We start from the raw sequence: 19,618 nt of genomic DNA, 5'->3' as shown, positions 1-19,618 counted from the left end.
GTGCTCACCCGAACACGGCGACGGCCGCTCGCGCCGCGGCCTCCACCACGGAAATCCCCTTCTCCTTCGTCGAGTTCCCGTCGGACAGCACCGCCACCAGGAAGTCGCGCCCGCCGGCCGTCACCCGTCCGATGCTGTTGACGTCCCACAGTCCGGTCGTGCTCCGGGGCAGCCATCCGTTCTTCAACGCCCACGCGGAACCGTCCGCCGCCGCGGAGACCCCCCACCGCTGGTCCTCGGCGATGTCGCCCATGAGCCCGCGCAGGCAGGACCGTGAGGGCCCGCTCAACTCCGTGTCGTCCTCGAACACCTGCCGGAGCAGCGTCAGCTGATCCGCGGCCGTGGTCCGTGTGAGCCCCCACAGCGCGCCGTCGCCACCGGCCGTGTCCGTCAGGCCGAAGCGCTTGTTCGCACTGTCCAGGCCGGCGGCGCGCCCGATCGCGGTCCACAGCTCCGACGCCGACGCGTTGTCGCTCTTCCCGATCATCGCGGCGGCGTACGCCTTCTCCCGCGCGGTCGGCTGCCGGCCGGCGTCCTGCGCCTGGAGCAGCAGTGCCGCCAGGATGTCCACCTTCACGATGCTCGCCGTGTCGAAGGTCCTGGCACCGTATGCGGCGCTCTGCCCGGAGCCCGCCGAGAGCACCGCCACGGCCACGTCCGCCGTGTCCTCGACGGCCACCGACCTCATCGCCCGCTCCAGCAGCGCGTCCCGGTCCGCCGAGGGTTCCGCGGCAGGTTCCATCGATGCCTCCTGGCTCGTCGAGGACGGCGCCGAGGGCGCCACCGACGACGCCGACGACGCCGACGACAGACCCGTGAGAGCGGCTGCCCTCGCGTCCCAGGGGTGGCCGGATCCCGGCGAAGACCCCCCGATAGGGTCGGTGACCGTGGCGAACAAGAACATTCCCGACCCCGGCTTCTCCGGCGACGACGGCTCGGCCGACCCCCGGCTGAGCGCCGCGCTCGCCGCCTGGGCCGAGGACCACAGTGCGGTGGGGCCCGTTCTGGAGGCGCTCGAGGGAGCACGGCTCCTGGTGCCCGTGGTGGCCGTCCTCGGGGAGGCCGAGGAGGACGAGCGGGGGCTGCGCCGCGAGAAGACCAGCGAGATGGCGGTACCGACGCTGAAGGCCGGGGGCCGCACCGCCCTGCCCGCCTTCACCTCCACGGACGCGCTGGCCCGCTGGGACCCGGCGGCCCGCCCGGTCGCCGTCCCGCTGCACCAGGCCCTGCAGGCCGCCGCGCACGAGAAGGCCGACACGATCGTCCTGGACCTGTCCGGGCCGGTGCCGTTCGAACTGTCGGGCCCCGCACTGCTCGCCCTGGCCGAGGGCCGTACGACGACCGACCCGCTCGCCGACCCGGCCGTCACCGGCGCCGTACGGGCCGCCGTCGCCGCCGAGCCCGCCGTCGAGCGCGCCTACCTCGGCCCCGGCCGGGCCGACGGCATCCTCGCGCTCGTCCTCGATCCGGCGGCGAGCCCTGCCGAGGCCGCGCGCGCGGTGGCCGAGCGGATGGCCGCGGACGACACGCTGAGGGCCCGCCTGGTACGCGGCCTCGACCTGGCAGTCCTGCCGGCCGGAGCGACGCCCCCGGGCGAGCCCCTGTTCGTGCGTTCGTGAACGGTCTTCGTGCGGTTGCGGGTGGGCGCTAGCCGTAGACCGGCCCGGTGTACTTCTCGCCCGGGCCCTGGCCCGGCTCGTCCGGGACGACCGACGCCTCGCGGAACGCCAGCTGCAGCGACTTCAGGCCGTCGCGCAGCGGCGCCGCGTGGAAGGAGCTGATCTCCGTCGCGGTCGCGTCGAGCAGCCCGGCGAGGGCGTGCACCAGCTTGCGGGCCTCGTCCAGGTCCTTGTGCTTGTCGCCCTCCTCGGTGAGACCGAGCTTCACGGCGGCGGCGCTCATCAGGTTGACGGCGACCGTCACGATCACCTCGACCGCGGGCACCTCCGCGATGTCGCGGGTCATGGCGTCGAAGTCGGGCTGCGCGGCGGAATCCGGGGATTCCGTGGGGGCCTCGGATTCCGAGGGGGAGGTGTCACTCATGCTCCACACGATAGGTGCCGGACGTGCGTTCGCCTGAATTAGCCCTGGCCGACCGAAGCTGCTAGCCTTGACTGACGACCGGCCGGACACCTGGTTGCCCGGCCCACAAGTGGAGGCTCCGATCTCCCACCTGGCCGCCCCGAGGGCGGCGGGTCACCGGTCAGGCGGCCACCACCGTTCCGTACGGACGGTGGAGTCGCCCGAAATCGCGCCCCGCGGTCCACCGCGGCGGTGCTCCGGAAAGCTCGGAGTCCCGCCTGTGTCCCGTCCGGGGCATTTTTCATGCGCCGCGATGGTTGGTCCTGGTGTCAACCCAGACATATACGCGGCCGTCCGCCAGGCGGCCGTAGGTGCTACCGAGGAGGATCCATCAGCGCCGAGCCCCGCATCAACGACCGGATTCGCGTTCCCGAGGTGCGACTTGTCGGTCCCAGTGGCGAGCAGGTCGGCATCGTGCCGCTTGCCAAGGCCCTGGAGCTTGCGCAGGAGTACGACCTGGACCTGGTCGAGGTCGCGGCGAACGCCCGTCCGCCCGTGTGCAAGCTCATGGACTACGGGAAGTTCAAGTACGAGTCGGCCATGAAGGCCCGTGAGGCGCGCAAGAACCAGGCGCACACGGTCATCAAGGAGATGAAGCTCCGGCCGAAGATCGACCCGCACGACTATGACACCAAGAAGGGTCACGTCGTCCGGTTCCTCAAGCAGGGCGACAAGGTCAAGATCACGATCATGTTCCGTGGCCGCGAGCAGTCCCGCCCCGAGCTGGGCTACCGACTGCTGCAGCGTCTCGCGGAGGACGTCCAGGACCTCGGGTTCGTCGAGTCGAACCCGAAGCAGGACGGCCGCAACATGATCATGGTTCTCGGTCCGCACAAGAAGAAGACCGAGGCGATGGCCGAGGCCCGTCAGGCGCAGGAGGCCCGCAAGGCGTCTGCGAAGGCCAATCCCGGCCGTTCGCAGAACCCCGCCGACGCCGAGGCCGCCGAGGCCCCGGCCGAGGCATCCGCCGAGGCCTGATCCCGGGGCGTGAGCCCCGGGGGAGCCGGACGTACGGACGTACGACCGCCCCTGGGCGGACGTACGGACCCCGGAAAGCCCGGGACGCCAGTCCCAGGATGTAACCGATACAAGAGCGACGCTCCATCGTGCCCGGTTTCGCGACCGGGCACCGGAGCGCCACCGACGAGGAGAGAACGGCGCTATGCCGAAGAACAAGTCGCACAGCGGTGCCAGCAAGCGCTTCAAGGTCACCGGCTCCGGCAAGGTGCTCCGGGAGCGCGCCGGCAAGCGCCACCTGCTCGAGCACAAGTCGTCCCGTCTGACGCGTCGCCTCACCGGCAACGCCGAGATGGCCCCGGGCGACGCCAAGAAGATCAAGAAGCTTCTCGGCAAGTGACGCCACGGCGCTCGATCTTCCGATCAGTCCGCGCCGTACGTACGTCAGGACCGGGACCCAATCGTTTCGGGCCGTGTGAAGACCACCACGGCCCCGCTACAAGGAGTTAACAAGTGGCACGCGTCAAGCGGGCAGTCAACGCCCACAAGAAGCGCCGGGCGATCCTCGAGCAGGCCTCCGGCTACCGCGGTCAGCGTTCGCGTCTGTACCGCAAGGCCAAGGAGCAGGTCACCCACTCGCTGGTCTACAACTACAACGACCGCAAGAAGCGCAAGGGCGACTTCCGTCAGCTGTGGATCCAGCGCATCAACGCCGCTGCCCGCGCCAACGGCATCACCTACAATCGCTTCATCCAGGGTCTGAAGGCCGCGAACGTCGAGGTCGACCGGAAGATCCTCGCGGAGCTGGCGGTCAACGACGCGGGTGCGTTCGCCGCGCTCGTCGAGGTCGCGCAGAAGGCCCTGCCGGCGGACGTGAACGCGCCGAAGGCGGCGTAACGCTGCGCCGGCTTCAGCCGGACGTGAACCGGGCCCGCAGGCTTACGACGCCTGCGGGCCCGGTTGTCTCTGCGCGGCCGCAGCCGTCCTGGCTGCGGGCAGTCGTGCCTCCCCAGAGCCTTGACGGCCTGGGGGACCAGATCCGCCGTCGTGGCTGAGCGCCTGTCGCGGCGGAAAGAGGTTCCCGACACCCCTTGACTCCGAAAGTGAACCGCATGGCCCCCGCCACCCCCGAGCTCATCTCCCCCCGCTCCCCCCGCGTCAGCGCCGCGCGGCGACTGGCGAAGCGGAACTTCCGGGGCAAGGAGCGGCTGTTCCTCGCGGAGGGGCCGCAGGCCGTGCGGGAGGCCGCGGGGCACCGGGGCGGGGGCACGGCGACCCTCGTCGAGCTGTTCGCCACCCCCGAGGCGGCGGATCGGTACCCGGACATCGTGGGGGCGGCCCGTGACACCGGCGCCCTTATCCACCTGGCCGCCGAGCAGGTCATCGCGGACATCTCGACCACCGTCACCCCGCAGGGGCTGGTCGGGATCTGCCGGTTCCTCGACACCGGCTTCGACGCGATCCTGAACAGCCGTCCGCGCCTCGTCGCCGTCCTCGCCAACGTGCGCGACCCGGGCAACGCCGGCACCGTCCTGCGGTGCGCCGACGCCGCCGGCGCCGAGGCCGTGGTCCTCACCGACGCCTCCGTCGACCTGTACAACCCCAAGGCCGTCCGCGCCTCCGTCGGCTCCCTCTTCCACCTGCCCGTCGCCGTCGGCGTCCCCGTGGAACGGGCGGTGGCCGGGCTCAAGGACGCCGGCGTACGCATCCTCGCCGCGGACGGCGCGGGCGACCACGACCTCGACGACGAGCTCGACAAGGGCACCATGGGCGTGCCCACCGCCTGGGTGTTCGGCAACGAGGCCTGGGGACTGCCGGAGGAGACCCGGGAGCTGGCCGACGCCGTCGTCCGTGTGCCGATCCACGGAAGGGCCGAGAGCCTGAACCTCGCGACGGCAGCGGCCGTATGTCTGTATGCGTCCGCGCGTGCGCAGCGCGCCCCCGGAGGGTGCCGTTCCGTCACTCACGGCTAGTAGGGTGGCGGGCTCGGGGCCCACGGCCTGACGAGAGGTGGGGTACGGGGATGAGGGTCGGCACGAGCAGAGCGCCGGAGTCACGGGACGCGCGCCGCGCCCCGGGATCCCGGCACGGCGATCTCGCCGAGCTCGGCATCGATGCGGACGAACTACCCGACGGACTCGTGATCGCGGACGAGTGCGCGCGCGTCATCTGCTTCAACGCCGCCGCCGAACGCATCACCGCCGTCCGCGCCGCCGACGCCCTCGGACAGCGGCTCGAAAAGGTGCTGCCACTGGAAGATCTGGAGGGGCGGCGCTGGTGGCAGGTGACCGACCCCTACGGCGGTCTCGCCATCCGCGTACGGCAGCCGGAGCGCAACCTCCTGCTGCCCGGGGGACGCGAGGTCCTCGTGTCGGCCCGCTATGTGCGCACGCACCCCACCGGACCGATCCGCCGCGTCGTCGTCTCCCTCCGGGACACCGAGGCCCGCCGCCGCACCGAACGCGGCCACGCCGAGCTGATCGCCACCGTGGCCCACGAACTGCGCTCCCCGCTCACCTCCGTCAAGGGCTTCACCGCCACCCTGCTCGCCAAGTGGGAACGCTTCACCGACGACCAGAAGCGGTTGATGCTGGAGACCGTCGACGCCGACGCGGACCGGGTCACGCGGCTCATCGCCGAGTTGCTGGACATCTCGCGGATCGACTCCGGGAGACTGGAGGTGCGCCGCCAGCCCGTCGACATAGGAGCGGCCGTCGGACGGCACATCCAGGCGTATGTCGCCGCCGGCCAGCCCGCCGACCGTTTCCTGCTGCGCGTCGAGCAGCCGCTGCCCGCCCTGTGGGCCGACCCCGACAAGATCGACCAGGTGCTCAGCAACCTCCTCGAAAATGCCGTGCGTCACGGCGAGGGAACCGTCACCATCGACATCACGCCCGCCGCGTCCCCCCGCGAAGGGGAGGACACCGGCACGTCGGTCACGGTGAGCGACGAGGGCCCCGGCATCCCGGAGGAGTCCATGAACCGCGTCTTCACCCGCTTCTGGCGGGGCAGCAAGCGCGGCGGCACGGGCCTGGGGCTCTACATCGTCAAGGGCATCGTCGAGGCTCACGGCGGCACCATCACGGTCGGTCGCGCCCGCGGCGGCGGCGCCGAGTTCCGATTTACGTTGCCCGTGAGCGCCCCGGCCTACCTGGCCTGAGCGCCCGCGGGCGCATTCGCATACCTCAGCCCCGTTAGACTCGGCCATTGGCACCTTTGTGTCCCAAAAACCGTGACGCACTGTCCACGAGTCGGTGACGGGGACCGTCCGCCAGCCAATCGGAAGCACGGGAAGAGATGTCGGCACCCAATAAGTCGTACGACCCGGTCGAGGTCGAGGCCTTGAAACCGGAAGAGATCGAGCGCATGCGGGACGAGGCGCTCGCCGCCTTCGCCGCCGCGGACTCCCTCGACGCGCTCCACGAGGCCAAGGTCGCCCACACCGGCCCCGCCTCGCCGCTGGCCCTCGCCAACCGCGAGATCGGCGCCCTGCCCCCGCACGCCAAGGCCGACGCCGGCAAGCGCGTGGGGCAGGCCCGCGGCGCCGTGAACAAGGCCCTCGCCGCCCGCCAGGCCGAACTCGAGGCCGAGCGGGACGCCCGTGTGCTGGTCGAGGAGTCGGTGGACGTCACGCTGCCCTACGACCGCGTACCCGCGGGCGCCCGGCACCCGCTGACCACGCTCTCGGAGCGGATCGAGGACATCTTCGTGGCCATGGGCTACGAGGTCGCCGAAGGCCCCGAGGTCGAGGGTGAGTGGTTCAACTTCGACGCCCTCAACATCGGCCCCGACCACCCGGCGCGCGGCGAGGCCGACACCTTCTTCGTACAGGGCCCTGACGGCGGCTCCGAGTCCGGTGTCGTGCTGCGCACCCACACCTCGCCCGTGCAGATCCGCTCCCTGCTCGACCGTGAGCTGCCGGTCTACGTGATCTGCCCCGGCCGCGTGTACCGCACCGACGAGCTGGACGCCACCCACACCCCCGTCTTCCACCAGGTGGAGCTGCTCGCCGTCGACGAGGGCCTGACCATGACCGACCTCAAGGGCACGCTGGACCACATGGTCCAGTCCCTGTTCGGTGAGGGCATGAAGACCCGGCTGCGGCCGAACTTCTTCCCGTTCACCGAGCCGAGCGCCGAGATGGACATGGTGTGCTACGTCTGCCGCGGCGAGTCCGTCGGCAACCCCGACCGGCCCTGCCGCACCTGCTCCTCCGAGGGCTGGATCGAGCTCGGCGGCTGCGGCATGGTCAACCCGCGGGTGCTCACCGCCTGCGGCGTCGACCCGGAGAAGTACAGCGGCTTCGCCTTCGGGTTCGGCATCGAGCGGATGCTCATGTTCCGCCACAACGTCGAGGACATGCGAGACATGGTCGAAGGTGACGTCCGGTTCACCCGGCCGTTCGGGATGGAGATCTGATGCGGGTCCCGCTTTCTTGGCTGCGGGAGTACGTCGACCTGCCGGCGACTGAGACCGGGCGCGACGTCCAGGCCAAGATCATTTCGGCCGGCCTGGAGGTCGAGACCGTCGAGCAGCTCGGCGCCGACCTCAAGGGTCCGCTGGTCGTGGGCCAGGTGCTGACGATCGAGGAGCTGGAGGGCTTCAAGAAGCCGATCCGCTACTGCACGGTCGACGTCGGCCGGACCAACGGCACCGGCGAGCCCCAGGAGATCGTCTGCGGCGCCCGTAACTTCGCCGTGGGCGACAAGGTCGTGGTCGCCCTCCCCGGCGCCGTGCTGCCCGGCGACTTCGCGATCGCCGAGCGCAAGACGTACGGGCGGATGTCGCGCGGCATGATCTGCTCCAGCGACGAGCTGAACATGGGCGACGACGGCACCGAGGGCATCATCGTGCTGCCGCCGGGCACCGAGGTCGGCAAGGACGCCGTCGAGCTGCTCGAGCTGGTCGACGAGGTGCTCGACATCGCCGTCACCGCCAACCGCGGCGACTGCCTGTCGATCCGCGGTGTCGCCCGCGAGACCGCCATCGCCTACGGCCTGCCGCTGCGCGACCCCGCCCTGCTCGACGTCCCGGCCCCGAACGCGTTCGGCCACCCGGTCCGGATCTCCGACCCGCTCGGCTGTGACCGCTTCACCGCCCGCACGGTGACCGGCGTCGACCCCGAGGCCCGCTCCCCGATCTGGCTGCGGCGCCGGCTGCAGAAGGTCGGCATGCGCCCGATCTCGCTCGCCGTCGACATCACCAACTACGTGATGATGGAGATCGGCCAGCCGCTGCACGCCTACGACCGCAAGCTGGTCCAGGGCACGATCGGCGTGCGCCGCGCCGAGGAGGGCGAGAAGTTCACCACCCTCGACGGCGTGAAGCGCACCCTGCACGCCGAGGACCTCGTCATCACCGACGACCGCGGCCCGATCGGCCTCGCGGGCGTCATGGGCGGGGCCAACACCGAGATCGCGGACCACGACGACGCGGAGAACGCCACCACCGAGATCGTGGTCGAGGCCGCGCACTTCAACCAGGTCTCCATCGCCCGCACCGCGCGCCGGCACAAGCTGTCCTCGGAGGCGTCCCGCCGCTTCGAGCGCGGCGTCGACCCGCTGGCCGCGGCAGCCGCCGCGCAGCGCGCGGTGGACCTGCTGGCGCTGCTCGCGGGCGGTACCGCGGAGGCGGGTGTCACCGAGATCATCGCGCCGTCCGCGCCGCACACCATCGCCATGCCGGCCGACCACCCGGACAGGGTCGCGGGCGTGCACTACGGCCGCGAGACCGTCGTACGCCGCCTGCAGGAGGTCGGCTGCGACGTCTACGGTCAGGACGAGCTGATCGTCACCGTGCCGTCCTGGCGGCCCGACCTGACCGACCCGAACGACCTGGCCGAGGAGGTCATCCGCCTGGAGGGCTACGAGAACCTGCCCTCCACGCTGCCGAAACCCCCCTCGGGCCGTGGGCTGACCCACCGGCAGCGGCTGCACCGCCGCGTCGGCCGGGCGCTGGCCGGGGCCAGCTATGTCGAGGCGCCGAACTACCCGTTCGTCAGCGAGCAGGTCTTCGACCAGTGGGGTCTGGAGGCCGACGACCCGGCCCGCCGCGTCGTCAAGCTGGTCAACCCGCTCAGCGACGAGGAGCCCGCGCTGCGTACGACGCTGCTGCCGGGGCTGCTCGCAGCGCTGCGCCGCAACGACGGCCGCGGCTCGCACGACCTGGCGCTGTTCGAGACCGGGCTGGTCTTCCACGCGCGGGAGGAGCGGCGCGCGGCCGCCCATCTGCCGGTCGACCGGCGTCCCACCGACGAGGAGATCGCCGCGCTGAACGCCGTGCTGCCCGAGCAGCCGCGCCATGTCGCCGTCGTCCTCGCGGGCGCCCGGGAGCAGGCCGGCTGGTGGGGCAAGGGACGCCCGGCCGACTGGGCCGACGCGGTGGAGGCCGCCCGGACCGTGGCCCGGGAGGCCGGGGCCGAGCTGATCGTGCGCAAGGGGCAGTACGGGCCGTGGCACCCGGGCCGCTGCGCCGAGCTCGCGGTCGTCACGGACGGCACCGAGCGGGTCGTGGGTCACGCGGGCGAGCTGCACCCGCGCGTGGTGAAGGCCCTCGGTCTGCCGGAGCGCACCTGCGCGACGGAGCTGAACCTGGACGCACTGGAGGCCGTCGGCGACGGCACCCCGCAGGCGCCGGCCATCTCCACGTTCCCAGTGGCCACGCAGGACGTCGCCCTCGTCGTGGACAAGCCGGTCCCGCAGGCGGAGGTCGAGGCCGCGCTGCGCGAGGGTGCCGGGGAACTCCTCGAATCCATCCGGCTGTTCGACGTCTACGAGAACGACGAGCAGCTCGGCGAGGGCCGCAAGTCGCTGGCGTACGCGCTGCGCTTCCGCGCGGCCGACCGGACGCTCACGGTGGACGAGGCGTCCGCCGCGCGTGACGCGGCGGTTGCGCTGGCCGCCGAGCGTACGGGAGCGGTGCTGCGAAGCTAGGGCCGCATCAGGCGACGTTCGCCCCGTCGCGGCGTCCGGCACGCCCCCCAAGCTCTTCGAGCAGGGGGACCCCCACTCGCCGCACCGGCCGGAAGCCCGAGTACGTCCCACGAGGGCTTCCGGCCGGCACTCCCCAGGCTCTTCGAGCAGGGGCGCCCCCGGAGCACGCACCGGACGCCGCTCCTCGATGGGCAAACGTCGCCTGCCGCGGCACTGGTCCCGGTGGGAAACGTCGCGGAACTGCGGGTCGTTCGCCGGCTGCGGGCAGTCCGTGGCTGGTCGCGCGGTAGCCCGCGCCTCTGTCGGGGCGCACCCTCAGCGGCACCCGCTGAGCCGGTCGCCGTCCGCCCCGCCGCGGAGTGTCGGGCAGGCGGCTGGGCGGACGGCGTGGAGCGGGCCGCCGCACTGTACGAGGGGGAGCCGGCGGCCCGGCCGGCCTCTTGCGAGGGTTTTCAAGTCAAGCGCCCGGCAACTCTCCGCGACAGCGCACGCACAGCGCGGATGCGCGTACTCCGTTCACACCCCGTGTGAAGCGGTTCGCACTACCCTGGCGAAACCGAGCCACCGGAGTGCACCCATGCAGCCCAACACTCTGCTCGACGCGATCCTCGACGAGGCCGGAATCTCCCACGCGGGACTGGCCGCGCACGTCAACCAGGCGGGACGGGCACGCGGCCTCGCGCTCAGGTACGAACACACGGCCGTGGCACGGTGGTTGAAGGGTCAGCGCCCGCGCGGCCAGGTGCCCGACCTGATCTGCGAGGTGCTCGCAGCCCGGCTGCACCGCCCGGTGACCCTCGACGACATCGGCCTCGGCGTCCCCGGTGAACCGGCCACCCCGCACGGCACCAGCCTCTCCGGCTTCGTCGAGCGCGCCACCGCCCTGTGGCGCTCCGACGAACAGCAGCGCCCCCACATCCTGGGCGCCCCGGCCGTGACCGGCACGCCCGCGGTGATGCCCGTGTGGGAGTGGGAGAACCCGCCCGAGGACGTGGACGTCTCCCGCGGCGGCCGCCACCGGGTCACCCCGGCCGACATCGAGATGCTGCGCGCCGCCCGCGCCCACTACGAGCAGATGTACCGCAAGGCCGGCGGCATAGCCACCCGTGCCCGAATCGTCGGCTTCCTCAACGCCGAGACGGCACCGCTGCTGCGCGGCGGCTACACCGACGCCACGGGCCGCCAACTGCACCGTGCCACCGGCGGGCTTGTCGCGGTCGCCGGTATCTGCGCGTACGACTCCGACGCCCATGGCCTCGCCCAGCGCTACTTCCACCAGGCGCTGCGCCTGGCCAAGGCCAGCGGGGACCGGGGACTCGGCGCGTACGTCATAGCCCTGCTGGTCAACCAGTCGTTGTTCATGAAGGAGTACCGGCAGGCCGTGGCCTTCGCCGAGGCCGCGCTGCGCGCCGCGGGCAAGCAGATCACCCCGGCGCTCGCCTCCGACCTGTACGCGATGCAGGCGAAGGCGTACGCCCACCTCGGGGACGCATCGGGCGCGCTGTCCTGCATCCGGCGGGCGGAGTCGGCCGCAGAACGCATCCGGCGCGGCCACGAACCGGACGAGACCGGCTACGTCCAGCCCGGCCTCGTCAACGTCCAGGTCGCGGAGGCGCTGCTCAGCCTCGGCGACCTGGCGGCGGCCGGGGAGCACGCCGCGGCCGCCGTCGGCACACCCGCGCACGACCGGGGCCGGGTGCACCGGCTCGCCATGCTCAGCCAGATCGAGCTGCGCCAGGGCAACGCCGACAAGGCGGTGGCCACCGCGGTGGAGATGGCGGAGCAGGCGCGCGGAATGGAGTCCATGCGCCTGCGTGACAGACTCCGGGCGGTGCGCGAACACCTCGTCCGCAGCGGCTTCGCCGGAACGGTGGAGGCGGCCGAACTCATCGACGGGGCCCTGCGCGTACCGCTGTAGTCACCGCCCCACCCACCGCATGACAACCGCGTGATGTCCGCCGACACGGACGCCTGCGCCCGCCGCGCCGGGCGTGCGCCGCTGTGAGCCTGCTGGGACGCCGCTCCTGCTGCGATATTGCCCCTTACTCGGCGGAAGGTGGCAGAACCATGCAGTGGACGAAACAGAACGAGCAAACTGTGTATGAAAACCGCTGGTTCAGCGTCAACCTGGCGGATGTCGAGCTGCCGGACGGCCGGCACCTCGACCACTTCCTGATACGGCTGCGGCCCGTCGCCGTGGCCACAATCGTCAACGAGGCCAACGAGGTGCTGCTGCTGTGGCGGCACCGCTTCATCACCGACAGCTGGGGGTGGGAACTCGCGGCGGGCGTCGTCGAGGACGGCGAGGGCATCGCCGACGCGGCGGCCCGCGAACTCGAGGAGGAGACCGGCTGGCGACCGGGGCCCCTGCGCCATCTCATGAGCGTCGAACCCTCCAACGGACTCACCGACGCCCGGCACCACGTCTACTGGGCCGACGACGGCGAGTACGTCGGGCACCCCGTGGACGACTTCGAGTCCGACCGTCGGGAATGGGTTCCCCTCAAGCTCGTCCCCGACATGGTCGCCCGCGGGGAGGTCCCGGCCGCCAACATGGCGGCCGCGTTACTGCTGCTGCACCACCTCAGGCTCGGGCAGGACGCGATGCCCTGACCCCGGTCACAGCACTAGCGGCCCAGAGCCTGCCAGACGGTCACGACGAGCGCGCCCACCGCCGTGAGGGCGGCGACGGCGGGCAGCGGCCAGCGCCCGTGTTCCAGCGTGATGAGGCGGGTGTGCAGTTCGTCCAGTTCCTTGGCCGTCTCCTCGGTGCGATGGCTCAGCAGCGCAAGCCCGCCCTCGACGCGCGCGTAGGCGACGTCGAGCCGGCGGCGTAACTCTGCGAGTTCTCCATGGAGGACGGGATGCTCGGGATCGGCGCTCACAAGTCCGCTCCTTTCCGTGGTCGTCTCACATCCCTTGCACGCGCATGCCGAGTCAACTCGCCTGGTGGGTCCGTGAGGAGAGTGTGCGAGAGGCATATGCGGGTCCGGCGCGCACACGCCGTGTGAACGCCGCGGGCCCGGCACCGTCCGACGGTGCCGGGCCCGTGTGAGCCAGGAGTTCGACGCTCTGTGAGCAGGGGGAGGTGATCAGGAGTAGGTGTAGAAGCCCGAGCCGGTCTTCCGCCCGAGCCGGCCCGCCTCCACCATCCGCTGCAGCAGTGGGGGAGCGGCGTACAGGGGCTCCTTGTACTCCTCGTACATCGAGTTGGCGATCGAGACGACGGTGTCCAGCCCGATCAGGTCGGCGAGCCTCAGCGGGCCCATCGGGTGGGCGCAGCCCATCTCCATGCCGTTGTCGATGTCCTCGCGCCCGGCGATGCCCGACTCGAACATGCGGATGGCGGACAGCAGGTACGGCACCAGCAGCGCGTTGACGACGAAGCCGGAGCGGTCCTGGGCGCGGATGGCGTGCTTGCCCAGGAGCTTCTCCGTGAACAGCTGCGCCCGGCTCAGGGTGCCCTCGGAGGTGGTGAGCGCCGGGATCAGCTCGACGAGCTTCTGCACCGGGGCCGGGTTGAAGAAGTGGATGCCGATCACCTGGTCCGGCCGCGAGGTCGCCACGGCCAGCTTCACCAGGGGGATCGAGGAGGTGTTGGAGGCCAGGATGGCGTCCGGGCGGGTCACCACCTGGTCGAGCACCTGGAAGATCTCGGTCTTCACCTGCTCGTTCTCGACGACGGCCTCGATCACCAGGTCGCGGTCCGCGAACTCGCCGAGGTCGGTGGTGAAGGTGAGGCGCGCCTGAGTCGCCTCCAGTTCCTCCGCGGAGATCTTGCCGCGCTCTGCCGCCTTGGACAGGGAGTTGAACAGGCGGGTCCGGCCGATCTCCAGGGCCTCGCCGGTGGTCTCGGCGACCTTCACGTCCAGTCCGGCGCGGGCGCACACCTCAGCGATGCCCGCGCCCATCTGACCGCAGCCCACCACTCCGACGCGTTCGATGTCGGTCACATCGTCCCTTTCGCTGATCTACGGCTGGCAGGTCCGATCGGGTTCCGGTCGCCTGCTCCGATCGTGCACGTTACTCCCAAGTATCGATGATCGATCGTCCGGGTGGGAGCATGCTGGGGCACCGGGACGGTCCGTGACGAGGCGGGTCCGCAGAGTACGGGAGTGTGCGCATGGGCCGGATGTCACGCCGGGCGTTCACGGTGGCCGCGGTGGCGAGCCTGGTGACGGCGGGCGACGCCGCGGCCGCGCCGCGGCGCGCGGCGACCGGGGAGATGCGGGGCATGTGGCTGGCCTGCGTGGCCAACCGCGACTGGCCGTCCCGTCCCGGTCTGACGGCGTCCGCGCAGCGCGCCGAGCTGTGCGCCCTGCTCGACGTGGCCGTACGGCGCCGGCTCAACACGGTGTTTTTCCAGGTGCGCCCCACGGCCGACGCCCTGTGGCCCTCCCCGTACGAGCCGTGGTCCCAGTACCTGACCGGCGTCCAGGGGCGGGACCCCGGCTGGGACCCGCTCGGCACGGCTGTCGCGGAGGCGCACGCGCGAGGACTGCAGCTGCACGCCTGGTTCAACCCGTACCGGATCGCCCTGCACACCGACGTCTCCCGGCTCGCCGCCCGGCACCCCGCCCGCGAGCACCCCGGCTGGGCCGTGGCCTACGGCGGCAAGCTCTACTACAACCCGGGACTGCCCGAGGTCCGGGCCTTCGTCGAGGACGCGGTCCTGGACGCCGTACGGCGCTACCCGCTCGACGGCGTCCACTTCGACGACTACTTCTACCCGTACCCCGTCGCCGGGGAGGACTTCGACGACGAGGAGGCGTACGAGGAGTACGGCGACGACTTCCCGAGCCGGGCCGCCTGGCGGCGCAACAACATCGACCTGCTGGTGCGCGAGACGGCGAGCCGTGTGCGGCAGACCAGGCCGGCCGCCCGCTTCGGGATCAGCCCCTTCGGGGTGTGGCGCAACGCGAGCACCGACCCCCGGGGCTCGGACACCCGGGCCGGGGTGCAGACGTACGACGACCTGTACGCGGACACCCGGACCTGGGTGAGGTCGGGCTGGCTGGACTACATCTGCCCGCAGATCTACTGGAACATCGGCTACGGCGCCGCCGACTACGCGCGACTCGTGCCCTGGTGGGCGGCGGTCGCCGAGGGCACGGACGTACAGCTGTACGTGGGTGAGGCGCTGTACAAGGCCGGTGCCGCGGCCGAGCCCGGCGCCTGGCAGGACCCGGCCGAACTCTCCCTGCACCTCACTCTGGCCAACCGTTACCCGCAGGTCCGCGGGCACGTCTTCTTCGCCGCCAAGGACGTCGCCGCGGACCCGAACGGCGCGATGGCACGGGTGGTCGCCGATCACTACCGCCGGCCGGCGAGTCCGCCGCGCTGAACCCGGCCCCTACTGTCCGATCGGCCGGGCGTCCTCCTTGTGGCGGATCTCGGTGTCCGGGCCGGGCGCGCACACCCCTTCGTGCCCGTCCTCGAAGCGGACGCGGTACGGCGGGTTGCCGTCCGAGCCCATCACTTCGACGATCTCGCCGACCTTGTCGTGCTGCCCGACGATCCTGCCGTGCTGCACCAGCTTGTCGCCCACAGTTGCGCGCATCTGCTGGGCCTCCTCGTCGCCTTGCGGGAGTATCGGTCCGTTTTCGGGCGGCTCGCCTCCGGGGCGCGCCGGTGGCCGCGTGCCGCGGCCGGTGCCGCCGGACGTCCCGGTCCGTCCTCCGCCCCGGTCAGCCCCGCGCCCGCTGGGTGATCGCGATGCACACGAGGACCGCGGCGGCCGTGAGCGGTGCGGCCGGGGTGAGGTGCTCGCCGAGGAGCAGTACCGACCACACCAGTGTGAGCAGGGGCTGGGCCAACTGCAACTGACTGGCCTTGGGGATGCCGATCGCGGCCATGCCCCGGTACCAGACGACCAGCCCCAGGAACTGCGACCCGGCCGCCACCCACAGCAGCCCGGTCACCCCGTGCGCGGTGAGACGGACCGGCTCGTACGACAGCGCCACGGCCGCGGCGGGCACGGTCAGCGGCAGGCACAGCACCAGGGCCCAGCCGATGACCTGCCAGCCGGGCATGACCCGGGCCAGCCGGCCGCCCTCGGTGTAGCCGGCGGCGCAGATCAGCAGGGCACCGAAGAGGTAGGCGTCCGCGCCGGTCAGCGCGCCGCCGCTCTGCTGCACGGTGAACACGATGACGGCGGCGGCGCCGGCGAGGGCGGCGAACCAGAAAGTACGGGAGGGCCGGGTGCCCATCCGCAGCGCGGAGAGGAGGGCGGTGGTCAGGGGGAGCAGCCCGACGACCACGGCGGCGTGCGCGGTGGTCGAGGTCTTCAGGGCGAGCGTGGTCAGCAGCGGAAAGCCCAGTACCACCCCGGCCGCGACCACGGCGAGCCCCGCCCAGTGCGCCCGCGCGGGCACGGGAACGCGGAGTGCGAGCAGGCAGCCACCGGCGATCAGGGCGGCGAGCACACTGCGCGCGGCCACCAGCGACCAGGCGCCGAAGCCCTCCAGCCCCCAGGCCGTGGCGGGAAAGGTGAGCGAGAAGGCGACGACGCCCAGTGCGGCCTGGAGGGTGCCGATGCGGTCGCGGGCCGCGGCGGCCTCGGTGGCCGTTGCGGTGACTGCTATCCGTGTGGAGGCGGTAGCGCTATCCTGTGTCCTCATGCAAGAGAGTAGCAGCGCCGGTGAGCTGGTGAATCGTCTGCGGCGGGAATTGAATCGCTACTCTCCAGGAGAGAAGCTGCCGTCCAGTCGTGCGCTCGTCGAGCGGTTCCGGGTGAGTCCCGTGACGGTGTCGCGCGCGCTCGCCCAGCTGGCCGCCGAGGGACTCGTGGTCACCCGGCCCGGAGCCGGGGCCTTCCGGGCCGAGCCACGGGCGGTGCCCCCGGCGGCGGGGGACACCGCCTGGCAGGAGGTCGCGCTCAGCGCCGACACCTCCGTCGAACTCGTACCGCGCAGCGTCGACGCGTCCGGAGTGGTGGTCTCGCTGGCCGCCCCGCCCACCGGCGTCATCGAGTTCACCGGCGGCTATCTGCACCCCTCACTGCAGCCCGAGCGGGCCATGGCCGCGGCCCTCGCGCGCGCCGGCCGCCGCCCCGGCGTCTGGGCCCGGCCGCCCGTCGAGGGCGTCGCCGAGCTGCGTGAATGGTTCGCACGGGGCATCGGCGGCGCCATCACCGCCGCCGACGTGCTGATCACCGCGGGCGGCCAGTCCGCGCTCACCACCGCGCTACGGGCCCTGGCACCGCCCGGCGCCCCGATTCTGGTCGAGTCGCCCACCTATCCCGGCATGCTCGCCATCGCCCGCGCGGCCGGACTGAGGCCCGTACCCGTGCCGGTCGACGCGGACGGGATCAAGCCCGCCCTGCTCGCCGACGCGTTCCGGGCGACCGGCGCCCGGGTCGTCGTGTGCCAGCCGCTGTTCCAGAACCCGACCGGTGCGGTCCTCGCCCCCGAACGCCGACGGGAGGTGCTGCGCATCGCGCGCGAGGCCGGAGCGTTCGTGATCGAGGACGACTTCGTCCGCCGGCTGGTGCACGAGGACGCCGGCCCGCTGCCGTCCCCGCTCGCGGCCGAGGACCCCGACGGTGTCGTCGTGCATGTCAACTCGCTCACCAAGGCGACCTCGCCCAGCTTCCGGGTCGGCGCCCTGGCCGCCCGCGGTCCGGTCCTGGAGCGGCTGCGCGCGATCCAGATCGTCGACACCTTCTTCGTCCCGCGCCCCCTCCAGGAAGCCGCCCTGGAACTCGTCGGCTCTCCCGCCTGGCCCCGTCATCTGCGCGCCGTCGCCGCCGAGTTGAAGCACCGCCGCGACACGATGACCGCCGCCCTGCGCCTGCATCTGCCCGAACTCGCCCTGCCCCACGTGCCGTCCGGGGGCTATCACCTCTGGGCGCGCCTGCCCGAGGGGGCCGACGAGCCGGCCCTCACCGCCGGCGCCCTGCGCGCGGGCGTCGCGGTCACCCCCGGCCGCCCCTACTTCAGCGCCGAACCCCCGGCCGCGCACCTGCGGTTGAGCTTCGCGGCGGCCGCGGGGGAGGGGCAGATCACCGAAGGCGTACGCCGTCTGCGCACGGCCTGCGACGAGGTGGTCCGGACCCGGTAGCGCAACGCAGCGCCGGCGAAATGATTCGACGGCACCGCCGACGACCCGCGGGTCTTCCCGTCATGACCACCGGCGTCGACGCACCCTGCCTCCCGGGCGGCCACGAGTCCTCCGCCGGCACCGCCGGGATCGACATCGACCGCACCCACCACCGGCTCGCGACCGGCGCGTACCGGGCGGTGGACCGGCCCCGGGAGCAGCACCGGCGCGGTCGCGAACCCCCCACCCTCGGGGTGTACGGCAGCGCTCCGGGCGAGCAGGTGGCGTACGCGCGCGTGGTGACCGACGGGGCATCCCTCGCCTGGCTCTCGGCCGGACCAGTGGATGGTGCACTGGTTCGACCGGTCGAACCAGGTCCGTGCGTGATGCCGGCGACACCCTTGGTAACTCCTGGGTAATCCCTCTTGACCTGCGCACTTGCGCGCCCGACGATCGCCGCATGCATCTTCGGGTCACGTTCGTCGCCGCCGCGCGCAGCTCCTCGCTGCTCGCGGAGCGCTTCGAGGACGACCGGCCGCTGGACCAGGCCGGCTGGGACGAGGTGCAACGTGTCGGCCCGGATCTGGTGCCGCTGGCGGCGGCCGAACTGCGCTACTGCTCACCCACCCCGCGCAGCCGGGCGACCGGGGACGCGCTCGGGTACGCGCCGCTGGTGCAACCGGCGCTGCGGGACTGCGACATGGGCCGCTGGCGCGGGTTCACACTGGGCGAGGCGATGGCCCGGGAGCCCTCGGCGGTGGACGCCTGGCTCGCGGACCCGCGCTCCGCTCCGCACGGCGGTGAGTCGCTGCTGGCGTTCATCTCCCGTGTGGGCGGCTGGCTGGACACGCGCCCCGTGGAGGACGGCAGTCGTATCGTCGCGGTGGCGGAGCCGTCGGTGGTGCGGGCGGCCCTGGTGTACGCGCTGAGGGCGCAGCCGTCGTCGTACTGGAACATCGACGTCCGCCCCCTGTCGACGGTGACGCTGGCCGGGCACGGGGGCCGCTGGAACCTGCGTCTCGAAACCGCGGCGCATCAGCGCGTCTGAGGTTCCCCAGGACGGCCCTCGCGGATGTGGTCGGTGGTCAGAACGAGGTTCTTCGCCGGCCCGCCGACCCGCCACACCGTGCGCCAGCGGTTGTCGTCGTACACGGTGAACTCGCCCCGGTAGAGGTCCGCCGCGCACGGATGCTCGGCGACGTGGTGGCCGGTCGTGAGGTCGAGGTCGTGGAACGGGCGGCCGTCCGTGAACCGCACGTCCGAGGTGCCCGGCCGGGCTCCGGGCAGGAACAGCAGCGTCCGCTCGGCGGGCCGCGACGTGCCCTGCCAGAGGAACGTGCCCGACTCGTGGTGCAGCAGCCCGCCGCCCTGCCGCGGCGAGAACACCGTCGTCCCGCTGAACCGGCCTTCCTCACCGCTCGCCAGGTCCCGCACGACCCGCTCCACGCGCCAGCACCCGGCCAGGTGGGCGAGCACGTCCTCGACCGGCCGGAAAGTGCCCACCGTCATCGTCCGTGACCTCCTGTACCTCCACGCCCCAGTGACCCGATCATGCCCTCTCCGTCCCGCTGTGCGAAGGCAGGGGCAGCCGGGCCTCCCGGCGGCCA

Annotated in this window: 21 protein-coding genes; 14 read left to right on the top strand and 7 right to left on the bottom strand. The window is 72.2% G+C overall.

Features of this window, described 5'->3' with window-relative positions; genetic code table 11:
• Positions 1-4: 4 nt before the first annotated feature.
• Positions 5-904 carry a serine hydrolase gene (locus tag AC5WS8_RS12055; RefSeq protein WP_496103322.1) on the bottom strand — a complete coding sequence of 300 codons (900 nt, stop codon included), beginning with the start codon at positions 902-904 and terminating at the stop codon, positions 5-7.
• Between AC5WS8_RS12055 and AC5WS8_RS12050 the strand changes: the two genes are divergently transcribed.
• Positions 888-1,619, top strand: coding sequence for an SseB family protein (locus AC5WS8_RS12050; protein WP_496103321.1), 732 nt, complete (start codon positions 888-890; stop codon positions 1,617-1,619). The two genes, AC5WS8_RS12055 and AC5WS8_RS12050, sit on opposite strands and share 17 nt — an antisense overlap.
• Positions 1,620-1,647: 28 nt before the next feature.
• Here AC5WS8_RS12050 and AC5WS8_RS12045 read toward each other — a convergent pair whose 3' ends face one another.
• Complete coding sequence (locus tag AC5WS8_RS12045; RefSeq protein ID WP_496103320.1) at positions 1,648-2,043, bottom strand: DUF1844 domain-containing protein; 396 nt, start codon at positions 2,041-2,043, stop codon at positions 1,648-1,650.
• Positions 2,044-2,412: 369 nt separating this feature from the next.
• On the opposite strand from AC5WS8_RS12045, the gene infC reads away from it, so the two are divergent.
• The 9 genes from infC to AC5WS8_RS12000 all read left to right on the top strand — a co-directional run bounded on the left by infC (position 2,413) and on the right by AC5WS8_RS12000 (position 12,584).
• Positions 2,413-3,060, top strand: a complete 648-nt coding sequence (gene infC / locus AC5WS8_RS12040; protein WP_496103531.1) for a translation initiation factor IF-3 — start codon at positions 2,413-2,415, stop codon at positions 3,058-3,060.
• Positions 3,061-3,244: 184 nt separating this feature from the next.
• Positions 3,245-3,439 (top strand): 50S ribosomal protein L35, encoded by a 195-nt coding sequence (gene rpmI / locus AC5WS8_RS12035; protein ID WP_007829094.1) that lies wholly within the window; start codon positions 3,245-3,247, stop codon positions 3,437-3,439.
• A 113-nt stretch (positions 3,440-3,552) separates the two neighbouring features.
• On the top strand, positions 3,553-3,936 hold the full coding sequence (rplT, locus tag AC5WS8_RS12030) for a 50S ribosomal protein L20 (RefSeq protein ID WP_055492778.1): 384 nt from the start codon (positions 3,553-3,555) through the stop codon (positions 3,934-3,936).
• Positions 3,937-4,151: 215 nt separating this feature from the next.
• Entirely contained in the window at positions 4,152-5,012 is an 861-nt protein-coding gene (locus AC5WS8_RS12025) for a TrmH family RNA methyltransferase (protein ID WP_496103319.1), read from the top strand.
• Positions 5,013-5,062: 50 nt separating this feature from the next.
• The gene (locus AC5WS8_RS12020) at positions 5,063-6,199 is read left to right on the top strand and encodes a sensor histidine kinase (RefSeq protein ID WP_496103318.1); all 1,137 of its coding nucleotides are present in this window, start codon (positions 5,063-5,065) and stop codon (positions 6,197-6,199) included.
• A gap of 137 nt (positions 6,200-6,336) precedes the next feature.
• Positions 6,337-7,458 carry a phenylalanine--tRNA ligase subunit alpha gene (gene pheS / locus AC5WS8_RS12015; RefSeq protein ID WP_496103317.1) on the top strand — a complete coding sequence of 374 codons (1,122 nt, stop codon included), beginning with the start codon at positions 6,337-6,339 and terminating at the stop codon, positions 7,456-7,458.
• Positions 7,458-9,971, top strand: coding sequence for a phenylalanine--tRNA ligase subunit beta (gene pheT / locus AC5WS8_RS12010; RefSeq protein WP_496103316.1), 2,514 nt, complete (start codon positions 7,458-7,460; stop codon positions 9,969-9,971). The genes pheS and pheT overlap by 1 nt, the downstream gene beginning before the upstream one ends.
• Positions 9,972-10,548: 577 nt before the next feature.
• Positions 10,549-11,889: an NsdA family TPR-like regulatory protein gene (locus tag AC5WS8_RS12005; RefSeq protein WP_496103315.1), complete on the top strand. Its 1,341-nt coding sequence runs from the start codon at positions 10,549-10,551 to the stop codon at positions 11,887-11,889.
• A 149-nt stretch (positions 11,890-12,038) separates the two neighbouring features.
• Positions 12,039-12,584, top strand: coding sequence for an NUDIX hydrolase (locus AC5WS8_RS12000; RefSeq protein ID WP_496103314.1), 546 nt, complete (start codon positions 12,039-12,041; stop codon positions 12,582-12,584).
• A gap of 14 nt (positions 12,585-12,598) precedes the next feature.
• Here AC5WS8_RS12000 and AC5WS8_RS11995 read toward each other — a convergent pair whose 3' ends face one another.
• Together AC5WS8_RS11995 and AC5WS8_RS11990 are read right to left on the bottom strand one after the other, a co-directional pair.
• Entirely contained in the window at positions 12,599-12,856 is a 258-nt protein-coding gene (locus AC5WS8_RS11995; RefSeq protein WP_496103313.1) for a hypothetical protein, read from the bottom strand.
• Positions 12,857-13,063: 207 nt separating this feature from the next.
• Positions 13,064-13,924, bottom strand: coding sequence for a 3-hydroxybutyryl-CoA dehydrogenase (locus tag AC5WS8_RS11990; RefSeq protein WP_496103312.1), 861 nt, complete (start codon positions 13,922-13,924; stop codon positions 13,064-13,066).
• Between the two features lie 170 nt (positions 13,925-14,094).
• Between AC5WS8_RS11990 and AC5WS8_RS11985 the strand changes: the two genes are divergently transcribed.
• On the top strand, positions 14,095-15,315 hold the full coding sequence (locus AC5WS8_RS11985) for a glycoside hydrolase family 10-like protein (protein ID WP_496103311.1): 1,221 nt from the start codon (positions 14,095-14,097) through the stop codon (positions 15,313-15,315).
• A 9-nt stretch (positions 15,316-15,324) separates the two neighbouring features.
• On the opposite strand, the gene AC5WS8_RS11980 is transcribed toward AC5WS8_RS11985, so the two are convergent.
• Positions 15,325-15,531, bottom strand: coding sequence for a DUF1918 domain-containing protein (locus AC5WS8_RS11980; RefSeq protein WP_496103310.1), 207 nt, complete (start codon positions 15,529-15,531; stop codon positions 15,325-15,327).
• A 127-nt stretch (positions 15,532-15,658) separates the two neighbouring features.
• Complete coding sequence (locus AC5WS8_RS11975; protein ID WP_496103309.1) at positions 15,659-16,591, bottom strand: DMT family transporter; 933 nt, start codon at positions 16,589-16,591, stop codon at positions 15,659-15,661.
• On the opposite strand from AC5WS8_RS11975, the gene AC5WS8_RS11970 reads away from it, so the two are divergent.
• The 3 genes from AC5WS8_RS11970 (at position 16,590) to AC5WS8_RS11960 (ending at position 19,059) form a co-directional block, all read left to right on the top strand.
• On the top strand, positions 16,590-18,032 hold the full coding sequence (locus tag AC5WS8_RS11970; RefSeq protein ID WP_496103308.1) for an aminotransferase-like domain-containing protein: 1,443 nt from the start codon (positions 16,590-16,592) through the stop codon (positions 18,030-18,032). The two genes, AC5WS8_RS11975 and AC5WS8_RS11970, sit on opposite strands and share 2 nt — an antisense overlap.
• Positions 18,033-18,094: 62 nt before the next feature.
• Positions 18,095-18,430, top strand: coding sequence for a hypothetical protein (locus AC5WS8_RS11965; RefSeq protein ID WP_496103307.1), 336 nt, complete (start codon positions 18,095-18,097; stop codon positions 18,428-18,430).
• A 41-nt stretch (positions 18,431-18,471) separates the two neighbouring features.
• Entirely contained in the window at positions 18,472-19,059 is a 588-nt protein-coding gene (locus AC5WS8_RS11960; protein WP_496103306.1) for a histidine phosphatase family protein, read from the top strand.
• Here the strand turns inward: AC5WS8_RS11960 and AC5WS8_RS11955 are convergent.
• Positions 19,047-19,514 (bottom strand): DUF6314 family protein, encoded by a 468-nt coding sequence (locus AC5WS8_RS11955; RefSeq protein WP_496103530.1) that lies wholly within the window; start codon positions 19,512-19,514, stop codon positions 19,047-19,049. The two genes, AC5WS8_RS11960 and AC5WS8_RS11955, sit on opposite strands and share 13 nt — an antisense overlap.
• Positions 19,515-19,618: the final 104 nt, after the last annotated feature.

This window comes from Streptomyces sp. PTL18 (assembly GCF_059510295.1).
Note: the sequence above shows the minus strand (reverse complement) of the source record. Positions and strands in the feature narration are given on the sequence as shown.

Bases quoted from the DNA above. Each gene is read 5' to 3' on its own strand.
- AC5WS8_RS12055 (WP_496103322.1), bottom strand. From the start codon at position 904: ATGTTCTTGTTCGCCACGGTCACCGACCCTATCGGGGGGTCTTCGCCG.
- AC5WS8_RS12045 (WP_496103320.1), bottom strand. From the start codon at position 2,043: ATGAGTGACACCTCCCCCTCGGAATCCGAGGCCCCCACGGAATCCCCG.
- rpmI (WP_007829094.1), top strand. From the start codon at position 3,245: ATGCCGAAGAACAAGTCGCACAGCGGTGCCAGCAAGCGCTTCAAGGTC.
- AC5WS8_RS12025 (WP_496103319.1), top strand. From the start codon at position 4,152: ATGGCCCCCGCCACCCCCGAGCTCATCTCCCCCCGCTCCCCCCGCGTC.
- AC5WS8_RS12020 (WP_496103318.1), top strand. From the start codon at position 5,063: ATGAGGGTCGGCACGAGCAGAGCGCCGGAGTCACGGGACGCGCGCCGC.
- pheS (WP_496103317.1), top strand. From the start codon at position 6,337: ATGTCGGCACCCAATAAGTCGTACGACCCGGTCGAGGTCGAGGCCTTG.
- pheT (WP_496103316.1), top strand. From the start codon at position 7,458: ATGCGGGTCCCGCTTTCTTGGCTGCGGGAGTACGTCGACCTGCCGGCG.
- AC5WS8_RS12005 (WP_496103315.1), top strand. From the start codon at position 10,549: ATGCAGCCCAACACTCTGCTCGACGCGATCCTCGACGAGGCCGGAATC.
- AC5WS8_RS12000 (WP_496103314.1), top strand. From the start codon at position 12,039: ATGCAGTGGACGAAACAGAACGAGCAAACTGTGTATGAAAACCGCTGG.
- AC5WS8_RS11985 (WP_496103311.1), top strand. From the start codon at position 14,095: ATGGGCCGGATGTCACGCCGGGCGTTCACGGTGGCCGCGGTGGCGAGC.
- AC5WS8_RS11980 (WP_496103310.1), bottom strand. From the start codon at position 15,531: ATGCGCGCAACTGTGGGCGACAAGCTGGTGCAGCACGGCAGGATCGTC.
- AC5WS8_RS11970 (WP_496103308.1), top strand. From the start codon at position 16,590: ATGCAAGAGAGTAGCAGCGCCGGTGAGCTGGTGAATCGTCTGCGGCGG.
- AC5WS8_RS11975 (WP_496103309.1), bottom strand. From the start codon at position 16,591: ATGAGGACACAGGATAGCGCTACCGCCTCCACACGGATAGCAGTCACC.
- AC5WS8_RS11965 (WP_496103307.1), top strand. From the start codon at position 18,095: ATGACCACCGGCGTCGACGCACCCTGCCTCCCGGGCGGCCACGAGTCC.
- AC5WS8_RS11960 (WP_496103306.1), top strand. From the start codon at position 18,472: ATGCATCTTCGGGTCACGTTCGTCGCCGCCGCGCGCAGCTCCTCGCTG.